General features: G+C 73.8%; 13 protein-coding genes, 1 tRNA gene and 1 riboswitch. Of the genes, 9 read left to right on the forward strand and 5 right to left on the reverse strand.

The window, feature by feature from the left end; translation table 11 throughout:
* Positions 1-2: 2 nt before the first annotated feature.
* Positions 3-74: transfer RNA gene (locus O1G21_RS24160), tRNA-Cys, on the reverse strand.
* 83 nt (positions 75-157) lie between these two features.
* Positions 158-223: riboswitch (guanidine-III (ykkC-III) riboswitch) on the forward strand.
* A 252-nt stretch (positions 224-475) separates the two neighbouring features.
* On the opposite strand from O1G21_RS24160, the gene O1G21_RS24165 reads away from it, so the two are divergent.
* The gene (locus tag O1G21_RS24165; RefSeq protein WP_270146679.1) at positions 476-1,915 is read left to right on the forward strand and encodes an MFS transporter; all 1,440 of its coding nucleotides are present in this window, start codon (positions 476-478) and stop codon (positions 1,913-1,915) included.
* Between the two features lie 3 nt (positions 1,916-1,918).
* Here the strand turns inward: O1G21_RS24165 and O1G21_RS24170 are convergent, their stop codons facing one another.
* The gene (locus tag O1G21_RS24170) at positions 1,919-3,220 is read right to left on the reverse strand and encodes a polysaccharide deacetylase family protein (protein ID WP_270151221.1); all 1,302 of its coding nucleotides are present in this window, start codon (positions 3,218-3,220) and stop codon (positions 1,919-1,921) included.
* A 455-nt stretch (positions 3,221-3,675) separates the two neighbouring features.
* On the opposite strand from O1G21_RS24170, the gene O1G21_RS24175 reads away from it, so the two are divergent.
* The 3 genes from O1G21_RS24175 to O1G21_RS24185 are packed head-to-tail and all read left to right on the forward strand — an operon-like array spanning position 3,676 to position 8,233.
* A complete protein-coding gene (locus O1G21_RS24175; protein ID WP_270146680.1) occupies positions 3,676-4,320 on the forward strand; it encodes a class F sortase in 645 nt (214 codons plus the stop codon).
* Complete coding sequence (locus O1G21_RS24180) at positions 4,317-5,642, forward strand: alpha/beta hydrolase (RefSeq protein WP_270146681.1); 1,326 nt, start codon at positions 4,317-4,319, stop codon at positions 5,640-5,642. The genes O1G21_RS24175 and O1G21_RS24180 overlap by 4 nt, the downstream gene beginning before the upstream one ends.
* A complete protein-coding gene (locus O1G21_RS24185; protein WP_270146682.1) occupies positions 5,639-8,233 on the forward strand; it encodes a bifunctional lysylphosphatidylglycerol flippase/synthetase MprF in 2,595 nt (864 codons plus the stop codon). Before O1G21_RS24180 ends, O1G21_RS24185 begins: the two co-directional genes overlap by 4 nt.
* 198 nt (positions 8,234-8,431) lie before the next feature.
* Here O1G21_RS24185 and O1G21_RS24190 read toward each other — a convergent pair whose 3' ends face one another.
* Entirely contained in the window at positions 8,432-8,860 is a 429-nt protein-coding gene (locus O1G21_RS24190; RefSeq protein ID WP_270146683.1) for an SsgA family sporulation/cell division regulator, read from the reverse strand.
* Positions 8,861-9,155: 295 nt separating this feature from the next.
* Between O1G21_RS24190 and O1G21_RS24195 the strand changes: the two genes are divergently transcribed.
* The 3 genes from O1G21_RS24195 to O1G21_RS24205 all read left to right on the forward strand — a co-directional run bounded on the left by O1G21_RS24195 (position 9,156) and on the right by O1G21_RS24205 (position 13,019).
* Positions 9,156-10,988: a DEAD/DEAH box helicase gene (locus O1G21_RS24195; RefSeq protein WP_270151223.1), complete on the forward strand. Its 1,833-nt coding sequence runs from the start codon at positions 9,156-9,158 to the stop codon at positions 10,986-10,988.
* 374 nt (positions 10,989-11,362) lie between these two features.
* On the forward strand, positions 11,363-12,013 hold the full coding sequence (locus O1G21_RS24200) for an IclR family transcriptional regulator (protein ID WP_270146684.1): 651 nt from the start codon (positions 11,363-11,365) through the stop codon (positions 12,011-12,013).
* Between the two features lie 199 nt (positions 12,014-12,212).
* Positions 12,213-13,019 carry a S16 family serine protease gene (locus tag O1G21_RS24205; RefSeq protein ID WP_270146685.1) on the forward strand — a complete coding sequence of 269 codons (807 nt, stop codon included), beginning with the start codon at positions 12,213-12,215 and terminating at the stop codon, positions 13,017-13,019.
* A 35-nt stretch (positions 13,020-13,054) separates the two neighbouring features.
* Here the strand turns inward: O1G21_RS24205 and O1G21_RS24210 are convergent, their stop codons facing one another.
* Both O1G21_RS24210 and O1G21_RS24215 read right to left on the reverse strand, forming a co-directional pair.
* Entirely contained in the window at positions 13,055-13,612 is a 558-nt protein-coding gene (locus O1G21_RS24210) for an Lrp/AsnC family transcriptional regulator (RefSeq protein ID WP_270146686.1), read from the reverse strand.
* 132 nt (positions 13,613-13,744) lie between these two features.
* Positions 13,745-14,287, reverse strand: a complete 543-nt coding sequence (locus O1G21_RS24215) for a hypothetical protein (RefSeq protein WP_270146687.1) — start codon at positions 14,285-14,287, stop codon at positions 13,745-13,747.
* Between the two features lie 145 nt (positions 14,288-14,432).
* Here O1G21_RS24215 and O1G21_RS24220 point away from each other — a divergent pair, with 145 nt between their 5' ends.
* Together O1G21_RS24220 and O1G21_RS24225 are read left to right on the forward strand one after the other, a co-directional pair.
* Positions 14,433-15,137 (forward strand): response regulator transcription factor, encoded by a 705-nt coding sequence (locus O1G21_RS24220; RefSeq protein WP_270146688.1) that lies wholly within the window; start codon positions 14,433-14,435, stop codon positions 15,135-15,137.
* Positions 15,138-15,154: 17 nt separating this feature from the next.
* Positions 15,155-16,573, forward strand: a complete 1,419-nt coding sequence (locus O1G21_RS24225) for a sensor histidine kinase (protein ID WP_270151225.1) — start codon at positions 15,155-15,157, stop codon at positions 16,571-16,573.
* Positions 16,574-16,579: the final 6 nt, after the last annotated feature.

Raw genomic sequence — 16,579 nt, forward strand, 5'->3', positions numbered from 1 at the left:
CGAGGCCGTGGCGGGAATTGAACCCGCGTACACCGCTTTGCAGACGGTTCCCTGAGCCACTCGGGCACACGGCCAGTGAATTCAGGATGGCCGATCGCCCGAATGCGGTCAACGAACTTTTGTAAATTCTGTATGGCAATGTGTGCTGCCGTCGGAAGCGGTGGCCGTTTTCCCGCCACCCCGGACGAGCGCGTCGTACCCGGTGACGACAAGACGAGGCAGTTCAGCGGCAATCCGGCCGCCCTCTTCTTCGGCGTCGCGCTGCTGTTCAGCATGGGCGGACTGGCGTACGCGATGCGCACCATCCCGATCGGCACCGGCCCGGATCGGCTGCCTGCTGCTGATCGTCTCCGGCGCGGTGGGGTTCAAGGTGCTGCACCGATCGCCCGGGCCAACGGTCCTAGGGCCGCCGACCGATCCGATCACCGACCCGGGTCAGGGGTCATCGACGCGGACGGAACTTACGATGTCACGTATGACCACTGCCTCCCCCACCTCGGTCGACCCCGCCCCGACACCCTCCGGAACCGACCCGGGTGGCGGGGTCCTCGGCGGCCGCTTCCGCGCGCTGACGCTGGGGATCGTGTCGGTGGTCCTGGTGATCGCCTTCGAGGCGACCGCCGTCAACACCGCGATGCCGACCGCGGCCCGCCAGCTGGACGGCCTCGGGCTGTACGCCTTCGCCTTCTCCGGCTACTTCACCACCACCCTGTTCGCCCTGGTCGTCTCCGGCCAGTGGTGCGACCGGCGCGGTCCGCTGCGGCCGCTGTTCACCGGCATCGCGGTGTTCGGCACCGGTCTGGTGGTGGCCGGGACGGCGCCCGGCATGTGGGTGTTCGTGGCCGGGCGGGCGATCCAGGGCCTGGGCGGCGGGCTGGTGATCGTCGCGCTGTACGTGGTGGTCGGCCGGGCCTACCCTGAGCGGCTGCGCCCGTCGGTGTTCGCCGCGTTCTCCTCGGCCTGGGTGCTGCCCTCGATCGTCGGACCGCTGGTCTCCGGGGCCGTCACCCAGCACCTCGGCTGGCGCTGGGTGTTCCTGTCCGTGCCGGTGCTGATCCTGCTGCCGCTGGCGGTGATGGGCCCGGCGCTGGCCCGCTCCGAGAGGGAGCACCCGGTGCCCCGCGGCGCGGACTTCGACCGCCGCCGCACCCTGCTGGCCGCGATGGCGGCGGTCGGCGCCGGCCTGCTGCAGTACGCGGGCCAGCGGCGCGACCTGGTCGGGCTGCTCCCCGGGATCGCCGGGGCGGCGCTGCTGGTGCCGGCCGTCCTGGGACTGCTGCCGAAGCGGACCCTGCGGGCCGGGCGCGGGCTGCCGACCGTGATCCTGCTGCGCGGGGTGGCGGCGGGGGCGTTCTTCGCGGCCGAGGCCTTCATCCCGCTGATGATGACCACCCAGCGCGACTTCTCGCCGACGCTGGCCGGGCTCACCCTGACCAGCGGCGGGCTCTCCTGGGCGCTGGGTTCGTGGCTGCAGGGGCGGCCGGGGGCCGAGCGCTACCGCGGGGCGATGATCCGGGGCGGCTTCGTGCTGACCGCGGTGGCGATCGCGGGTGCCGCGCTGGTGCTGATCCCGGCGGTGCCGGCCTGGACGGCGTCGGTGGCCTGGGGCGTCGGCGGCGTCGGAATGGGTCTGACGGTCGCCAGCGTCAGCGTGCTGATGATGAAGCTCTCCGCGCCGGAGGACGCCGGGGCCAACTCGGCCGCGCTGCAGATGAGCGACGCGCTGGGCAACGTGCTGCTGACCGGTCTGGCGGGGGTGCTGTTCGCGGCGCTGGGCGGCGGCTCGCCGGCCGCCGCCCACGAGGGTGCCGGGGCCGCCGGCTCGCCCGGCGCCTTCGCGGTGATCCTGCTGGTGATGGCGGCGGTGGCGGCGCTGGGGGCGCTGCTCGCCGGCCGGGTCCGCACCAGGGCCTGACGGTCAGCCAGCGGTGGCGGTGGGGGAGGGGAGCGGCGGCGCCGCCGGGATGCCGAGGAAGTTCTCCCAGCCGCCGGCCGGGGACTGGCCCGGGCCGAGGCTCCGCAGCTTGCGCAGCACCGCCGGGTCCTGGGCGTCCAGCCAGTCCACCAGCTGGCGGAAGGACACCAGCCGGACCTCCGGCTTGCCCGCGATCGACTTGAGCGCGTCCTCGACGGCGTTCATGTAGATGCCGCCGTTCCACTCCTCGAAGTGGTTGCCGATGATGTACGGCGCCCGGTTGCTGTTGTAGGTGCGGTCGAAGCCCATCAGGTAGGAGTCCCGGGCCTGGGCCTGGAAGCCGGGGTGGAGCGCCGGGTCGGCCTTGGTGTTGGGACCGCACTGGTTGAACATGATGTTGTAGTCCATCGACAGCACCTGGAAGGTGTGCCCGGGGAAGGGGATGGACTGCAGCGGGAGGTCCCACAGCGCGCCGCCCTGGATCTTCTGCGGCCACACCTGGGTGCCGTTGCCGCTGCTGTCGTAGCGCCAGCCGCGCTTGACCGCGGTGGGCAGCAGGTTGCGCTGGCCCTCCAGGCAGGGGGTGCGGCTGCCGATCAGCTCCTTGCGGTAGTCGAACGGCAGCGCCGGCAGGTCGGTGAAGCCGGTGTTGGTGCGCCAGTTCGTCACGAAGTCCATCGCCTGCTGGATCTCGCTGTCCCACTCCTCCGGGGACCACTGGCCGACGCCGGTGGAGCCGCAGAAGTGGCCGTTGAAGTGGGTGCCGATCTCGTGGCCCTCCAGCCAGGCGGCGTGCACGTTCTCCAGGGTGGCGCGGATGTGCTGGTCGCTCAGGTAGCCGATCTCGGAGGCGCCGACCTTGTGCTGCGGCGGGCGGTACAGGTCCTTCTTGGACTCCGGCAGCAGGTAGAGGCCGCTGAGGAAGAAGGTCATCGAGGCGTTGTGCTCCTGGGCGAGCCGGCGGAAGCGGGTGAACAGGCCGTTGTCGAGCTCGCCGGCGCCGTCCCAGGAGAAGACCACGAACTGCGGGGGCCGCTGGCCGGGCTGGAGCCGCTCGACGACGGGCTGGTGGGGCTGCGGGCCGGTGTCGGAGGTGGAGCCGTCGCCGATCAGCGCGACCTGCGGCTTCTGCGGGGCCGGGGCCGGGGTGGCGCTCTGCTCGTGGGGCGCCGGGGGGACGGGGACGGCGCCGAGGGCCGCGTACTCCCCGCCGCCGGCGGCCCGGTCGCTGCCGCAGCCCGCCGCCAGGGTGGCGGCGGTGGCCGCTCCGGCGGCCAGCAGGGTGCGGCGGGAGAGCGCGTCCATGGTCACTCCGTTCATGAGGCGTTCGGCAGGCGGGCGGCGTGCGAGCGAGGTGCGGGGGCGCGGGCGTCGTGGGGGCGGCTCGCGTGCGGCGTGCGGAAGTCCGGTGGGACCGGAGGGGGAAGGAGCCCGTGACCGGGTCAGCATGGCACGCGGTCCGGAACGGTCGGAGAGGCGCAGCGAACGGTCGTGATCGATCGCCCGATTGACGCAACCGAACCGGCGGGCCGGAACGTCGATGCTGTTCGACGGGTGGTAGCACCGCGCCCGTCCGCGGAACAACGTGGTCACGCTGAGTGTCCGAATGTCGACTCGGCGCGGGATCGGGGGCGTCGACCCTGCCGATCGGCGGGTGCGGATACGACCGTGGTGGGGACGTGCCTTAGGGTCCGATCCGATTGAATGAGTTCCCAGGAAACTCCCAGGAATGGAATCCGGGCCGGCAGAGCGGAGCACCCGTGGGCGACCAGCAGAGCAGGAGCCCCTGGCCGGGCACCCTGGCGGCCGGCGCCGCACTGGTGCTCGGCGCCTGGCTGCTGCACGACGGCGGCTCGCCCGTGCTGCCGCCCGCGCCGGGCGCCGGGCAGGCGCTGTTCGGCTTCGCCCCGGTCTCCGTCGTCCCGCCGCTCGGCCCGTCAACCCCGACCAGGATCCGCATCCCGGCCGTCCGGCTGGACGCCCCGGTCACCGAGCTGGGCCTGGACTCCGACGGCCACCTGCAGACCCCGCCCGCGACCGACCGCAACCTCGCGGGCTGGTACCGCGGCGGCGCCAGCCCCGGCCAGCGCGGCACCGCCATCCTGGTGGGACACGTCGACAACCGGGCCGGGCCGGCCGTCTTCTACCACCTGGGGGCGCTCCGCCGGGGGGACCGGATCGAGATCGCCCGGGCCGACGGCGCCACCGCCGTCTACCAGCTGTACGCCATCGAAGTGCACGACCGAAAGGACTTCCCGGACGACCGGGTCTACCGCCAGGCCGCCGACGCTCAGCTGCGGGTGATCACCTGCGGCGGCGCGTACAGCGAGGAACACGGCTACGAGGGCAACGTCGTCGCCTACGGATTCCTGGCCGACACCACATCGCCGGGCAAAGCCGCATGACCACGCTCACCCTGGCCACCCGCTGGAACCCGATCGACTGGCCGCTCACCCACGGACCGATCCCGCACGCCGTGTCCGTCGCCGGCTGGGCCGCGCTGCTCGCGCTGTCGCTGGGCCGCGAACGCCGCTGGTGGCGGTTCCGCCTGCCCGCCGCACTGATCACCGCGGCGGCGCTCAGCCTGCTGCTGGACGTCGTCGTCGACGGCTGGTGGCACCCCTTCCCGGAGGGCACGCCCCGGTACGTCACCTGGTGGGTGGCCGTCGCCCTGCTCGGCTTCTGCCTGGCGGGCTACCGGATGCGCCGGCTGTCCTGGCCGCGCCGCGGCCTCGCCCTCGGCCTCAGCGCGCTGGTCCTGCTGATGGCCGCCTCCGAGGTCAACATCGGCTTCGGTCAGTTCCCCAGCGGGCGGGTGATGCTGGCGCCGTGGCTGACCAAGACGGACGACCTGGTCACCGCGAAGGCCGCGCAGACCCTGTCCGCCCCGCCGGAGCAGGTGCTCGACGAGCTCTGGCGGCCGCCCGCGAACCTGCCCGAGAAGGGCACCGTCTCGGTGGTGCCGATCCCCGGCACCAAGTCCGGCTTCAAGGCGCGCGACGCGTACGTCTACCTCCCGCCCGCCTACCAGGCCACCCCGCGACCGCTGCTGCCGGTCGTCGTCATGCTCTCCGGTCAACCCGGTGCGCCGGGGGACTGGGTTCTCTCCGGGCAGATCAACCAGTCGCTGGACGCGTTCGCCGCCAAGCACGGCGGTCTGGCACCGATCGTGGTGATGGCAGATCAGCTCGGCTCGACCTGGGCCAACACGCTCTGCCTGGACTCGAAGATCGCCAAGGCCCAGACCTACCTCGCGGTGGACGTGCCCAACTGGATCCACAAGAACCTGCAGACCGCCGCCGGCCGGAAGTCCTGGGCGATCGGCGGTGCCTCGATGGGTGGCACCTGTGCGCTGCAACTCGGGGTCAACGCGCCCGACGTGTACGGCACCGTGCTCGACATGTCCGGGCAGGAGGAGCCCACCCTGGGCACCCGGGAGGACACCGTCAAGGCGGCCTTCGGCGGCGACGAGGCCAAGTTCGAGACGGTCGACCCGCTGCACGTCATGGCGCGCGGCAGGTTCCCGGACACCAACGTCGCCTTCGTCGTCGGCGAGAACGACAGGGAGTTCAGGCCACAGATGGAGAAGGTCTACCAGGCCGCGCAGGCCGCAGGGACGAAGGCGAAGTTCGAACTCATGCCGGGCGCCCACGGCTGGGTCGTCTTCCGCCCCGGCATCGTCCAGCAGATCCCGTGGCTGGCCCAGCAGACAGGGCTCACCCGGTGATCGGGACGGGCACCGCACCGGCCACCGCCAGCCGGCGGGAACGGACGCAGCGGCAGGACGAGGAGATCACGGCACCCCGGGCCGCCACCCAGGAGCAGGGCGCCGGCCTCGCCCCGGTCACCCGCACGCCGGAGCCGGGACCGCAGCGGATCCGCCGGGCGGCCCGGGTGCTCGGCGACCAGCTGTGCTCGGCGCCGCTGACGCTGACGCTGCTGGCCGGGCTCTGGGTGCTCGGCGCGGCCACCGGGAGCCTGTCCGGCGGGCCGTCCGCGCGGCTGCTCGCCCGTACCGGCGTCGGCCTGCCCACGCTCGGCGAGGGCCGCTGGTGGACGCCGGTCAGCTCGTTGCTGTGGTGCCCCGGCATCGGCGCGTACGCGTTCACCAGCCTGCTGCTGCTCCTGGTCGGCCCGGCCGCCGAGCGCCGGCTCGGCCGGCTGCGCACCCTCGCGGTGCTGATCGGCGGGCAGGTCGCCGGCACCCTGCTGGGCACCGGGCTGGTCGAGTTCGGCTCCGCGGCCGGCGAGCAGTGGACCGCCTCGGTGGCCGACCAGACCTCGGTCGGGCCCGGCGTCGGCCTGTTCGCCCTGGCCGGGGTGCTCGGCTACCGGCTCACCGTGCTCTGGCGCCGCCGGCTGCACCTGCTGGTGCTGCTCGTCCCGCTGGTCATGACCCTGTACGTCGGCCACCTGCAGAGCGTCCAGCGCTGCGCCGCCGCACTGGTCGGCCTCGGCGCGGGCGCGCTGCTCAGCCACGCCCGGCCGTACCTGCGCAGCCACCGCTCCTCGCACACCGAGACCCGGGTGCTGGTCGCGCTCTGCCTGGTCGCCGCCGCCTGCGGGCCGCTGATCGCCTCGCTGTACGACAACGCCAGCGGGCCCTTCAACACCTTCTCCGAGCTGTACCTCTCACACCGGCTCAGCCCGGAGGAGGTGGCCGACTTCTGCGCGGTCTCGGCGCACGACTGCGCCCGGGCGCACGCCGTCGAGCGGATCTTCGACACCCCCGGCCGGCTGATGGCCGCGCTGTTCCCGGCGCTGCTGCTGGTGCTCGCCGAGGGACTGCGCCGGGGCCTGCGGTTCGCCTGGCGGATCACCGTCGCCACCGAGCTGCTCTGGGTGGCCCTGCTGGGCTGGCTGTACTTCGAGGCCGGGCCGGTCAGCGGGGACGTGGTGCAGTACTTCGTCGAGGCGATGCTGTTGCCGCTGCTGACCACCGTCCTGCTGCTGGCGACCCGGCAGCGGTTCCGGCTGCGGCTGTCCGGCCGGGCGGTGCGCCGGCTGGCCGTGGTGGTCGGCGGGGCCGCGCTGGCCGCCTCGGCGGCGTACGTCGGCCTCGGCCGGCTGGTGGCCGGGCAGTTCGAGCCCGGCGCGGGCCTGCGCGGGCTGGCGAGCGGGCTGCCGGCCCAGTTCCTGCCGCCGGCCTACAACGACCTGCTGCCGGACTACCCGATCGCGGTCGGCCCGGTGGCGCTGGTCCTGGAGACGTACTGCGGGCTGGCGTTCTGGGTGGTCGCGCTGGTCGCGCTGCTGTCGGCGTTCCGCCGTCCGATGCTGCGCACCGACGCGGCGGCGGCCGCCCGGGCCCGGGCGCTGCTCACCGCGTACGGCGGCGGGACGCTGTCCTTCATCACCACCTGGGACGGCAACCACTACTGGTTCGACGAGCGCGGCCGCGCGGCCGTCGCCTACCGGGTGGTCGGCACCGTGGCGCTGACCACCGGCGACCCGTTCGGCGCGGCGGAGGACCGGGCCCGGGCGGTGGCCGGCTTCGCCCGGTACTGCGACGCGCGGGGCTGGACGCCGTGCTTCTACAGCGTCTCGGCCGAGACCAGGGCGGCGGCCGCGCAGCTGGGCTGGCGCTCGGTGCAGGTCGCCGAGGACACCGTGGTGCCGCTGCCCGAGCTGGCCTTCACCGGCCGCAAGTGGCAGGACATCCGCACCGCCCTGAACAAGGCCGGCAAGCAGGGCGTCACCGCGGAGTGGTGGACGTACCACGAGGCGCCGCTCGCGCTGCGGGAACAGATCCGGGCGATCTCCGAGGAGTGGGTCTCCGAGAAGGGCCTGCCCGAGATGGGGTTCACCCTCGGCGGGCTGGAGGAGCTGGACGACCCGGACGTGCGGGTGCTGGTCGCGTTGGACGGCGAGCGGGTGGTGCACGGGCTGACCAGCTGGATGCCGGTGTACGAGGACGGAGTGCCGGTCGGCTGGACGCTGGACTTCATGCGGCGGCGCTCGGACGGCTTCCGAGGCGTGAACGAGTTCCTGATCGCCTCCGCCGCGCTCGGCTTCAAGGGCGAGGGCGCGCGCTTCCTGTCGCTGTCGGGGGCGCCGCTGGCCCGCGCCAGGCAGGACGAGGAGCCCACCGGGCTGCAGCGGATGCTGGACTGGATGGGCGGGGTGCTGGAGCCGGTGTACGGCTTCCGCACACTGCTGGCGTTCAAGGCGAAGTTCCAGCCGGAGTACCGGCCGATGTACATGGCCTACCCCGACCCGGCCGCGCTGCCCGGCATCACCAGGGCGATCGGCAAGGCCTACCTGCCGCACCTCACGCCGGCCCAGGGCGTCCGGCTGATGCGCAAGCTGTCGGGCTGAGAGCCGCCCCGAGCCAAAGGGCGCGCCGGTGCCGAAAGGGAGAAACGAGGGAGCGACGCAGGAGCGACCGAGTGCCGACCGTCGGCATCGGATCGGGAGCGCCCGGAGGCGAGCGGGCGAGTAACAGTCCCGCGGCCGGTGGTCGACGCTCTGTGACGTCCGGAAGCGCGGGGGCGCTCCCGGACGCCGGGCGCCTCGTCAGCCGAGCAGCTGGGCGAGCGCGCGGTCGGCGTCCAGGTGCAGGTGCTCCTCGCCCTCGGGGACGAGCAGGCGGCTGCGCCACAGGAAGCGGCGCAGGTCGGTGGTGTCGAACCGGAGCAGCGCGGTGCCCTCCGGGGCCCGCAGCTCGACCATGGTGCGCCGGCCGACCGTGGGCCGGACGTGGACGTCGCCGAGGCCGGCCGGCAACTCCAGGCCGGAGGAGAGCAGCTGACGGGCGAACACCCAGACGATGTCCTCGGCGCTCCGCTCATCCTCGGCCTCGTCCAGCGAGAACTCGGCGGGGAAGGCCATCGAGACCGCGAAAGGGTCCTCCGGCAGGTAGGACAGCACCGTGCGCAGCCGGACGGAGCGGTGCGGGGAGAGGATCAGTCGGGCCTGGACGGTCTCTTCGACGGCGGCGTACAAGGGTCGGTCCCTTCGTTCGGTGCGGGCCGCGCGACGGCAGTGGGGTTGGCGCGGCCTCACCCCGTGAGAGTCCCGGGGGCACCGGCTCTTACGACGAAGGAATGTGTCATGCGTCACATCGATTTCCGGCCGTCCGGGCCCGGCGCGGGGTCCGGCCTGGAGGTTCGAACAGCCCCGGACCGGTACGCTGGGCGGGTTGTCCGATCGCCGCCCGACCGTGGGACGAGGCCGCAAAACCGCCTCTGACCTGCGATGATCCCCCTCGGAGACCGTGAGTACTGCCGCCGCCTCCTCGATGCCGCTGTTCTCCGACGCACCGGAGCCGCAGGAGCCCGTCCGGGCCGCCGGCCACGCCGCGCCCGCCGCCTCGCACCACCTCTCCCCGGCCTTCCCCGGCCGCGCCCCCTGGGGCACCGCGGGCAAGCTGCGGGCCTGGCAGCAGGGTGCGCTGGACAAGTACATCGAGACCCAGCCGCGCGACTTCCTCGCGGTCGCCACCCCGGGCGCAGGCAAGACCACCTTCGCGCTCACCCTCGCCTCGTACCTGCTGCACAACCACCTGGTGCAGCAGGTGACGGTCGTCGCGCCGACCGAGCACCTGAAGAAGCAGTGGGCCGAGGCCGCCGCGCGGATAGGCATCCGGCTGGACCCGGCGTACTCCTCCGGCCCGCTCTCCCGGGACTACCACGGCATCGTGGTCACCTACGCGGGCGTCGGGGTCAACCCGATGCTGCACCGCAACCGCACCGAGGCCCGCAAGACCCTCGTGATCATGGACGAGATCCACCACGCCGGTGACTCCAAGTCCTGGGGCGAGGCCTGCTTCGAGGCCTTCGAGCCGGCCACCCGCCGGCTCGCGCTGACCGGGACGCCGTTCCGCTCGGACACCAACCCGATCCCGTTCGTCGCCTACGACGCGGGCAGCGACGGCATCCGCAAGTCCGTCGCCGACTACACCTACGGCTACGGGCACGCGCTCGCCGACCACGTCGTCCGCCCGGTGATCTTCCTCAGCTACAGCGGCAACATGCGCTGGCGCACCAAGTCCGGCGACGAGCTGGAGGCCCGGCTGGGCGAGCCGATGACCAAGGACCTGATCGCCCAGGCCTGGCGCACCGCGCTGTCCCCGCAGGGCGAGTGGATCCCGTCCGTCCTCCAGGCCGCCGACCGGCGGCTGACCGAGGTCCGCAAGGCCATCCCGGACGCCGGCGGACTGGTGATCGCCACCGACCAGAACGTGGCCCGCGCCTACGCCAAGATGCTGCGCGAGATCAGCGGCGAGAAGGTCACCCTGGTGCTCTCCGACGAGGCCGAGGCCTCGAAGCGGATCTCCGACTACGCGGCGGGCACCTCGCGCTGGATGGTCGCGGTCCGCATGGTGTCCGAGGGCGTCGACGTGCCCCGGCTGTGCGTCGGGGTGTACGCCACCTCGATCTCCACCCCGCTGTTCTTCGCCCAGGCCGTCGGCCGCTTCGTGCGCGCCCGCAAGCGCGGCGAGACCGCGTCGGTGTTCCTGCCGACCATCCCGATGCTGCTGGGCTTCGCCAACGAGATGGAGCTCCAGCGCGACCACGTGCTGGACCGGCCGAAGAAGGAGGGCGACGGCCTCTTCGACGAGGAGGACCGGCTGCTCGCCGAGGCCGAGCGGGCCAACGACGGGCCGGACGGCGCGGGCGGCGAGGAGTTCTCCTACGAGGCGCTGGGCTCCGAGGCGGTCTTCGACCGGGTGCTGTACAACGCCATGGAGTTCGGCATGCAGGCCCACCCGGGGAGCGAGGAGGAGGAGGACTACCTCGGCATCCCGGGCCTGCTGGAACCCGACCAGGTGCAGATGCTGCTGCAGAAGCGCCAGCACCGGCAGATCCAGCGCAGCAAGACCAAGCCCGCCGAGGAGGCCGACCTGCTGGAGCTGCCGGCCGAGCAGCGGCCGGTGGTCACCCACCAGGAGCTGCGCGAGCTGCGCAAGGAGCTGAACGCGCTGGTGGCCGCCTGGCACCACCGCACCAGCCAGCCGCACGGCACCATCCACAACGAGCTGCGCCGCCAGTGCGGCGGGCCGCTCACCGCCCAGGCCACCGCCAACCAGCTGAAGGCGCGGATCGCCAGGATCCGGGAGTGGGCGAAGTAACGGCCCGGCGGGCGGGTCCGGGCCGGAGCGGTCCGGAACCACCCGTTCCGGAGTGTCCGAACATCGAACCCGGATCGAACTGACGCTCTGGCAGGCGCGGCGAAATGACGGGGTTCGTCCGGAATTCCCGGCGGCGTCGATGACGATCACGCCCGAATTTTGGACAACCACTTCCGCCGCGTCCTTTCCTTCACTACCTTTCCCCCACGCTCTTCCGCCGGGCAACCCCCCGCGGGACGGGCTCCGCAGGACTGTGCGGTCGTCAAGGGCGACACCGCGCGGCCCGAGCGCGGCCACCCCCACCTGCGCGCGACACCGCCCCCCCGGGCCCGGCGCCGCACGCCCCGCGAGCGCCGCGGAAAGGACTGCCCGTCGTGACTGCCGAGACCTCCCAGACGCTGGACCGCGGCGTCCGCGTCCTCAAACTCCTCGCCGACTCCGAGCGCGGGCTCACCGTCACCGAGCTGGCCGCCCGGCTGGCCGTCAACCGCACCGTGGTCTACCGGCTGCTCGCCACCCTGGAACAGCACGGCCTGGTCCGCCGCGACATCGGCGGCCGCGCCCGGGTCGGCCTGGGCGTTCTGCGGCTGGCCCACCGGGTGCACCCGCTGCTGCGCGAGGCCGCGCTGCCCGCCCTGCGCAGCCTCGCCGAGGACCTCGGCGCCACCGCCCACCTCACCCTGGTGGACGGCAACGAGGCGCTGGCCGTCGCCGTGGTCGAGCCCAGCTGGACCGACTTCCACGTCGCCTACCGCACCGGACTGCGCCACCCGCTCGGCGAGAGCGCGGCCGGCCGGGCGATCCTGGAGGCCCGCGCCTTCCCCAGCCAGCGCCGGCCCGAACAGGGCTTCGTCATCACCCGTGCGGAGGAGCAGTCCGGGGCCAGCGGGGCGGCGGCCGCGCTGCTCGGGCTGAGCGGCATCGAGGGCAGCGTCGGCGTGGTGATGCTCAACGGACTGGTGCCCGAGCGGGTCGGCCCGCGGGTGGTGGAGGCGGCCACCGAGGTGGCCGACGCGCTGAGGTAGCGCCTGCGCCGGGTCGGAGCGCCTGGAGGCGAGCGGGCGAATCACCGCCCCGAGCTGAAGGGTGCGCCGGTGCTGGAAGCGATGAGCGACAAGCGACCGACGGAGGAGGGAGTGCCAGAGCGAAGAGTGTCAGCGCCGGGTCGGAGCGCCTGGAGGCGAGCGGGCGAATCACAGCGCCGGGTGTGTTTGGATTCCCCTTGTGTCCGACACCAAGCTGACCCAGGCCCTCTCGTCCCCGCGGACCCGCGCGCTCGCGCTCTGCGGCTTGCTGGTCGCCGCGCTGTTCGGCGTGGCGGCGTTCGTCCCGCTGCCGTACACGATCACCTGGCCGGGCCTGACCGCGGACACCCTGGGCACGTACCAGGACAAGCCGGTGCTCACCATCACCGGGGCGCCGCTGCGCAGCACCCAGGGCGAGCTGCGGATGGTCACCATCACCGCGACCACCCCGGAGCAGCGGAACACCCTGTTGCGCTCGCTGCAGGCCTGGTTCGACCCCGAGGAGGCCGTGCAGCCGACCGAGGTGGTGTACCCGCAGAGCAACCCGGCCAAGGCCAACGAGGAGACGGCCCAGCAGATGGCGGAGTCGCAGGACAGCGCCACCACGGCCGCGCTCGGCTACCTCCACCTCTCGCCGGACCAGGTCAAGGTCAAGGTCGACCTCGGCGACGTGGGCGGCCCGAGCGCCGGGCAGATGCTGGCCCTGGGCATCGTCGACAAGCTCGCCGGCGACGGCAAGGGCGGCGACCTCACCGGCGGGCTCAAGATCGCGGGCACCGGCACCATCGACAACGACGGCACCGTCGGCCCGGTCGGCGGCGTCCCGCTGAAGACCCAGGCGGCGGCCCGGGACGGCGCGACGGTGTTCCTGCTCCCCAAGGACGAGTGCACGGACGCCAAGGTGAACACCCCCAAGACGCTGCGGCTGGTGCCGGTGGGCACGCTCGCGGATTCGGTCGCGGCGCTGGAGGCGCTGAAGAGCGGCGGCAGCGTCCCCAGCTGCTGACCCCGCCCCAGGGCTCCACCCGGCGCCGCCGGCCTCTACTCGGCGGCCGCCTGGTCCACCAGCGGCAGGATCCGGTACGGCACCGGGTTCTCCAGCACGATCGCGGTGGAGGAGCGGACGATCCCGTCGAAGCCCACCACCCGGTCGATCACCCGCTGGAGGTCCGCGTTCGACCGGGCCACGATCCGCACCAGCATGTCCCCGATCCCGGTGATGGTGTGCAGTTCCAGCACCTCCGGTACCCGCGCCAGGTGCGCCCGCACGTCCGCCCCCTGGCCCTGGGAGATCTCCAGGGTGGCGAAGGCCGTCACCGGGTAGCCGATCGCCGCCGGATCCACCTCCGGGCCGAACCCGCTGATCACCCCCTTGGCCTGCAGCCGGTCCAACCGGGCCTGCACGGTGCCGCGGGCGACCTGCAGCCGGCGCGAGCACTCCAGCACGCCGATCCGGGGCTCCTCCGCCAGCAGCCGGATCAGTCGGCCGTCCAGGGCGTCGATCGAGTCGTTCCCGCCGCCCGCCGGGGTCGTGGCAGCGCCCTGGGGAGCGGGGGAGTCGGACGAGCCGGGGGAGCTCGGGGAGTGGGCGGGGGGCATCGCGGCTCCGTCCTCCGGTGGGCATTCTGTACAGCGGCGCCGCCGATTCTCCCGCCCCGGGGCACAGCTTGACCAGGATGAAACGGAACAGTCGCGCGTCGGCCGGCCGGGCGCCGGGCGCCGGGCGCCGGATCAGCGGACCGCGGTCTCCACGACCGGCGGGTGGCCGTTCCAGTAGACGAACACCGAGTTGGCCTGGTTCTCCCTGGTGAAGTCCACCCGCATCCACTGGTCGCCGTTCCACACCTGCATCTGCCAGCCCGGGTCCGGGGTGGCGGAGACCAGCGAGGCCCGGTCGGCACGGATGTCCAGGGCGACCCGGCCGCCGGGGACCGGGTAGCTGCGCACCATGGAGGTGGCGGTGGGCGTCGGCCGCCTGGCGGGCGCGGTGGCCGCGGGGCCGGTGGTCGCCGGGCCGTCGGCCGGGGCGTGCGCGGCGGTGGTGGCCGCGGTCGGGGCGGCGGGCTGGGCCGGGGTGTCCGCCGTCGGCGCCGGGACGGGCGCGGCGCTCGCACCGTACGACGTGCCGCCGGCCTTCGGGGAGGGCAGCGGCAGCGCGGCGGGCTGTTCGAACGCGGCCCCGGTGAGCACCGCGTGCACGCCGAGCCAGGACAGCGCCACCGCCGCCCCGGTGGCCGCCGCCCAGGCGCACAGCTGTACCAGTCCGTTCCGCATCGTCCGCACATCCTGCCGCATCTCCCGGCCGGCGCGGAGCGGCACCCCCGCTGCCGGGCAAGGCAGTTGCCCGCTGTCCGGACCGGCACCGGACCCACCCCCGAGGTACAGACCACTGCCCGCCGATGGCGTACCGTGCAGGGCCATGGCAACAGTGCTCGTGGTCGAGGACGACCCCTTCGTACGGTCCGCGCTCATCCGCCATCTGACCGACACCGGTCACGCGGTCCGCAGCGTGGGCACGGCCCTGGAGGCGCTGCGGGAGGTCGCCCAGGTCGGCTGCGACGTGGTGATCCTGGACCTGGGCCTGCCTGACCTGGACGGCAGCGAGGCGCTCAAGATGATCCGCGGCCTGACCAACGTCCCGGTGATCGTCTCCACCGCGCGGGACGACGAGGCCGAGATCGTCCGGCTGCTCAACGACGGCGCCGACGACTACCTGGTGAAACCGTTCTCCGGGGAGCACCTGAGCGCCCGGATGGCCGCCGTGCTGCGCCGGCTCGGCAGCGGCGCCGCGCCCGTCGCCCAGGTGCTGCGGGTCGGCGGACTGGCCATCGACCTCCAGCGGCGCGAGGCCGTCCTGGACGGGCGGCTCCTCGATCTGACCCGGCGTGAGTTCGACCTGCTGGCCTTCCTGGCCGCCCGGCCCGGCGTCGTGGTGCCGCGCAAGGAGATCCTCGCCGAGGTCTGGCGGCAGACCTACGGCGGCGACCAGACCATCGACGTCCACCTCTCCTGGCTGCGCCGCAAACTCGGCGAGACCGCCGCCAGCCCCCGCTACCTGCACACCGTCCGGGGCGTCGGGGTCCGGCTGGAGGCCGCCGGGGGCCCCGCGGAGCACCGGACGTGAAGCAGTTCGCGCACTCGCTGCGCTGGGCCATGGTCAAGGCCGCGGTGGCGGGAACCACCATGGTCGCGCTGGCCTTCCTCATCCCGCTCGGCCTGATGGCCCAACAGACCGCCCGGGACAGGGCGTTCACCGCCGCCGAACGGCAGGCGGCGGCGCTCGGGCCGGCGCTGGCGATCACCACCGACCAGGACGCCGTCGACCGGGCACTGGCCAGCACCGACGCGGGGGCGCAGGGGCGGATGGCGGTGCACCTGCCGGTGCCGGCGGGGAGCGGGGTGCCGGGGGACGGCGCGGGCCCCGGCGGCCCGACCATCGGGGAGGGGCGCGCCACCGCGGCGGACGTCGCGACGGCCGGCGGCCAGGGCCGGTCCTTCACCGTCGCCGTACCCGGCGGCTACGCGCTGCTCCAGCCGGTCGCCGTGGACACCGGCCGGACCGCCGTGCTCGAGGTGTTCGTCGCCGAGAGCGACCTCACCCGGGGCGTCTCCACCGCCTGGCTGGTGCTCTCCGCGGTCGCGCTCGGCCTGGTCGCCATCTCGGTGCTGGTCGCCGACCGGATGGGCGGCCGGATCGTCGCCTCCGCCCGCCGGCTCGCCGCCGCCGCCCGCTCGCTCGGCGCCGGGAACCTCGCGGTGCGCGTCCCGGTGGAGGGCAAGCAGGTCGACGGCAGCCCCGAGGAACTGCGCGAAGCCGCCCACGCGTTCAACACCATGGCCGACCGGGTGGTGCAACTCCTCGCCGCCGAACGCGAGTTGGCCGCCGACCTGTCGCACCGGCTGCGCACCCCGCTGACCGTGCTGCGACTCAACGCCGCCTCGCTCGGCGACGGCGACGCCGCCGACGCCACCCGCCACGCGGTGGCCCAGCTCGAGCGCGAGGTCGACCAGATCATCCGCTCCGCCCGCCGCGCCCCCGAGGACGCGCCCGCCCTCGCGGTCGGCTGCGACGCCGCCGAGGTGATCCGCGAACGGGTCGGCTTCTGGTCCGCGCTGGCCGAGGACGAGGGCCGCCGCTGGCAACTGGCCGGCGCCGAGCGCCCCGCGCCGGCACCCGTCCAGCGCGGGGACCTGGCCGCCGCCGTCGACGCGCTGCTCGGCAACGTCTTCCGGCACACCGCCGTCGGCACCGCCTTCTCGGTCGACGTCCTGGCCACCGACTCCTCGGTGATCGTGCTGGTCGGCGACGCCGGGCCCGGCTACCGCGACCCGGCCGTCGCCCTCAAGCGCGGCGAGGGCCACGGCGGGGAGGGCTCCACCGGCCTCGGACTGGACATCGTCCGCAAGCTCGCCGAGTCCACCGGCGGGGACCTCGCGCTCGGCCGCTCCGCCGTGCTCGGCGGTGCCGAGACCCGCCTGCGGCTGCGCACCCGCCAGGAGGAGGCGCCGCCCGCCCGGGCCGGGCGACGGCGGACCCGGGGCGCGCTGTTCCCGAAATGACCGCGG

The sequence above is a fragment of the Kitasatospora cathayae genome, assembly GCF_027627435.1.
GTDB lineage: Bacteria > Actinomycetota > Actinomycetes > Streptomycetales > Streptomycetaceae > Kitasatospora > Kitasatospora cathayae.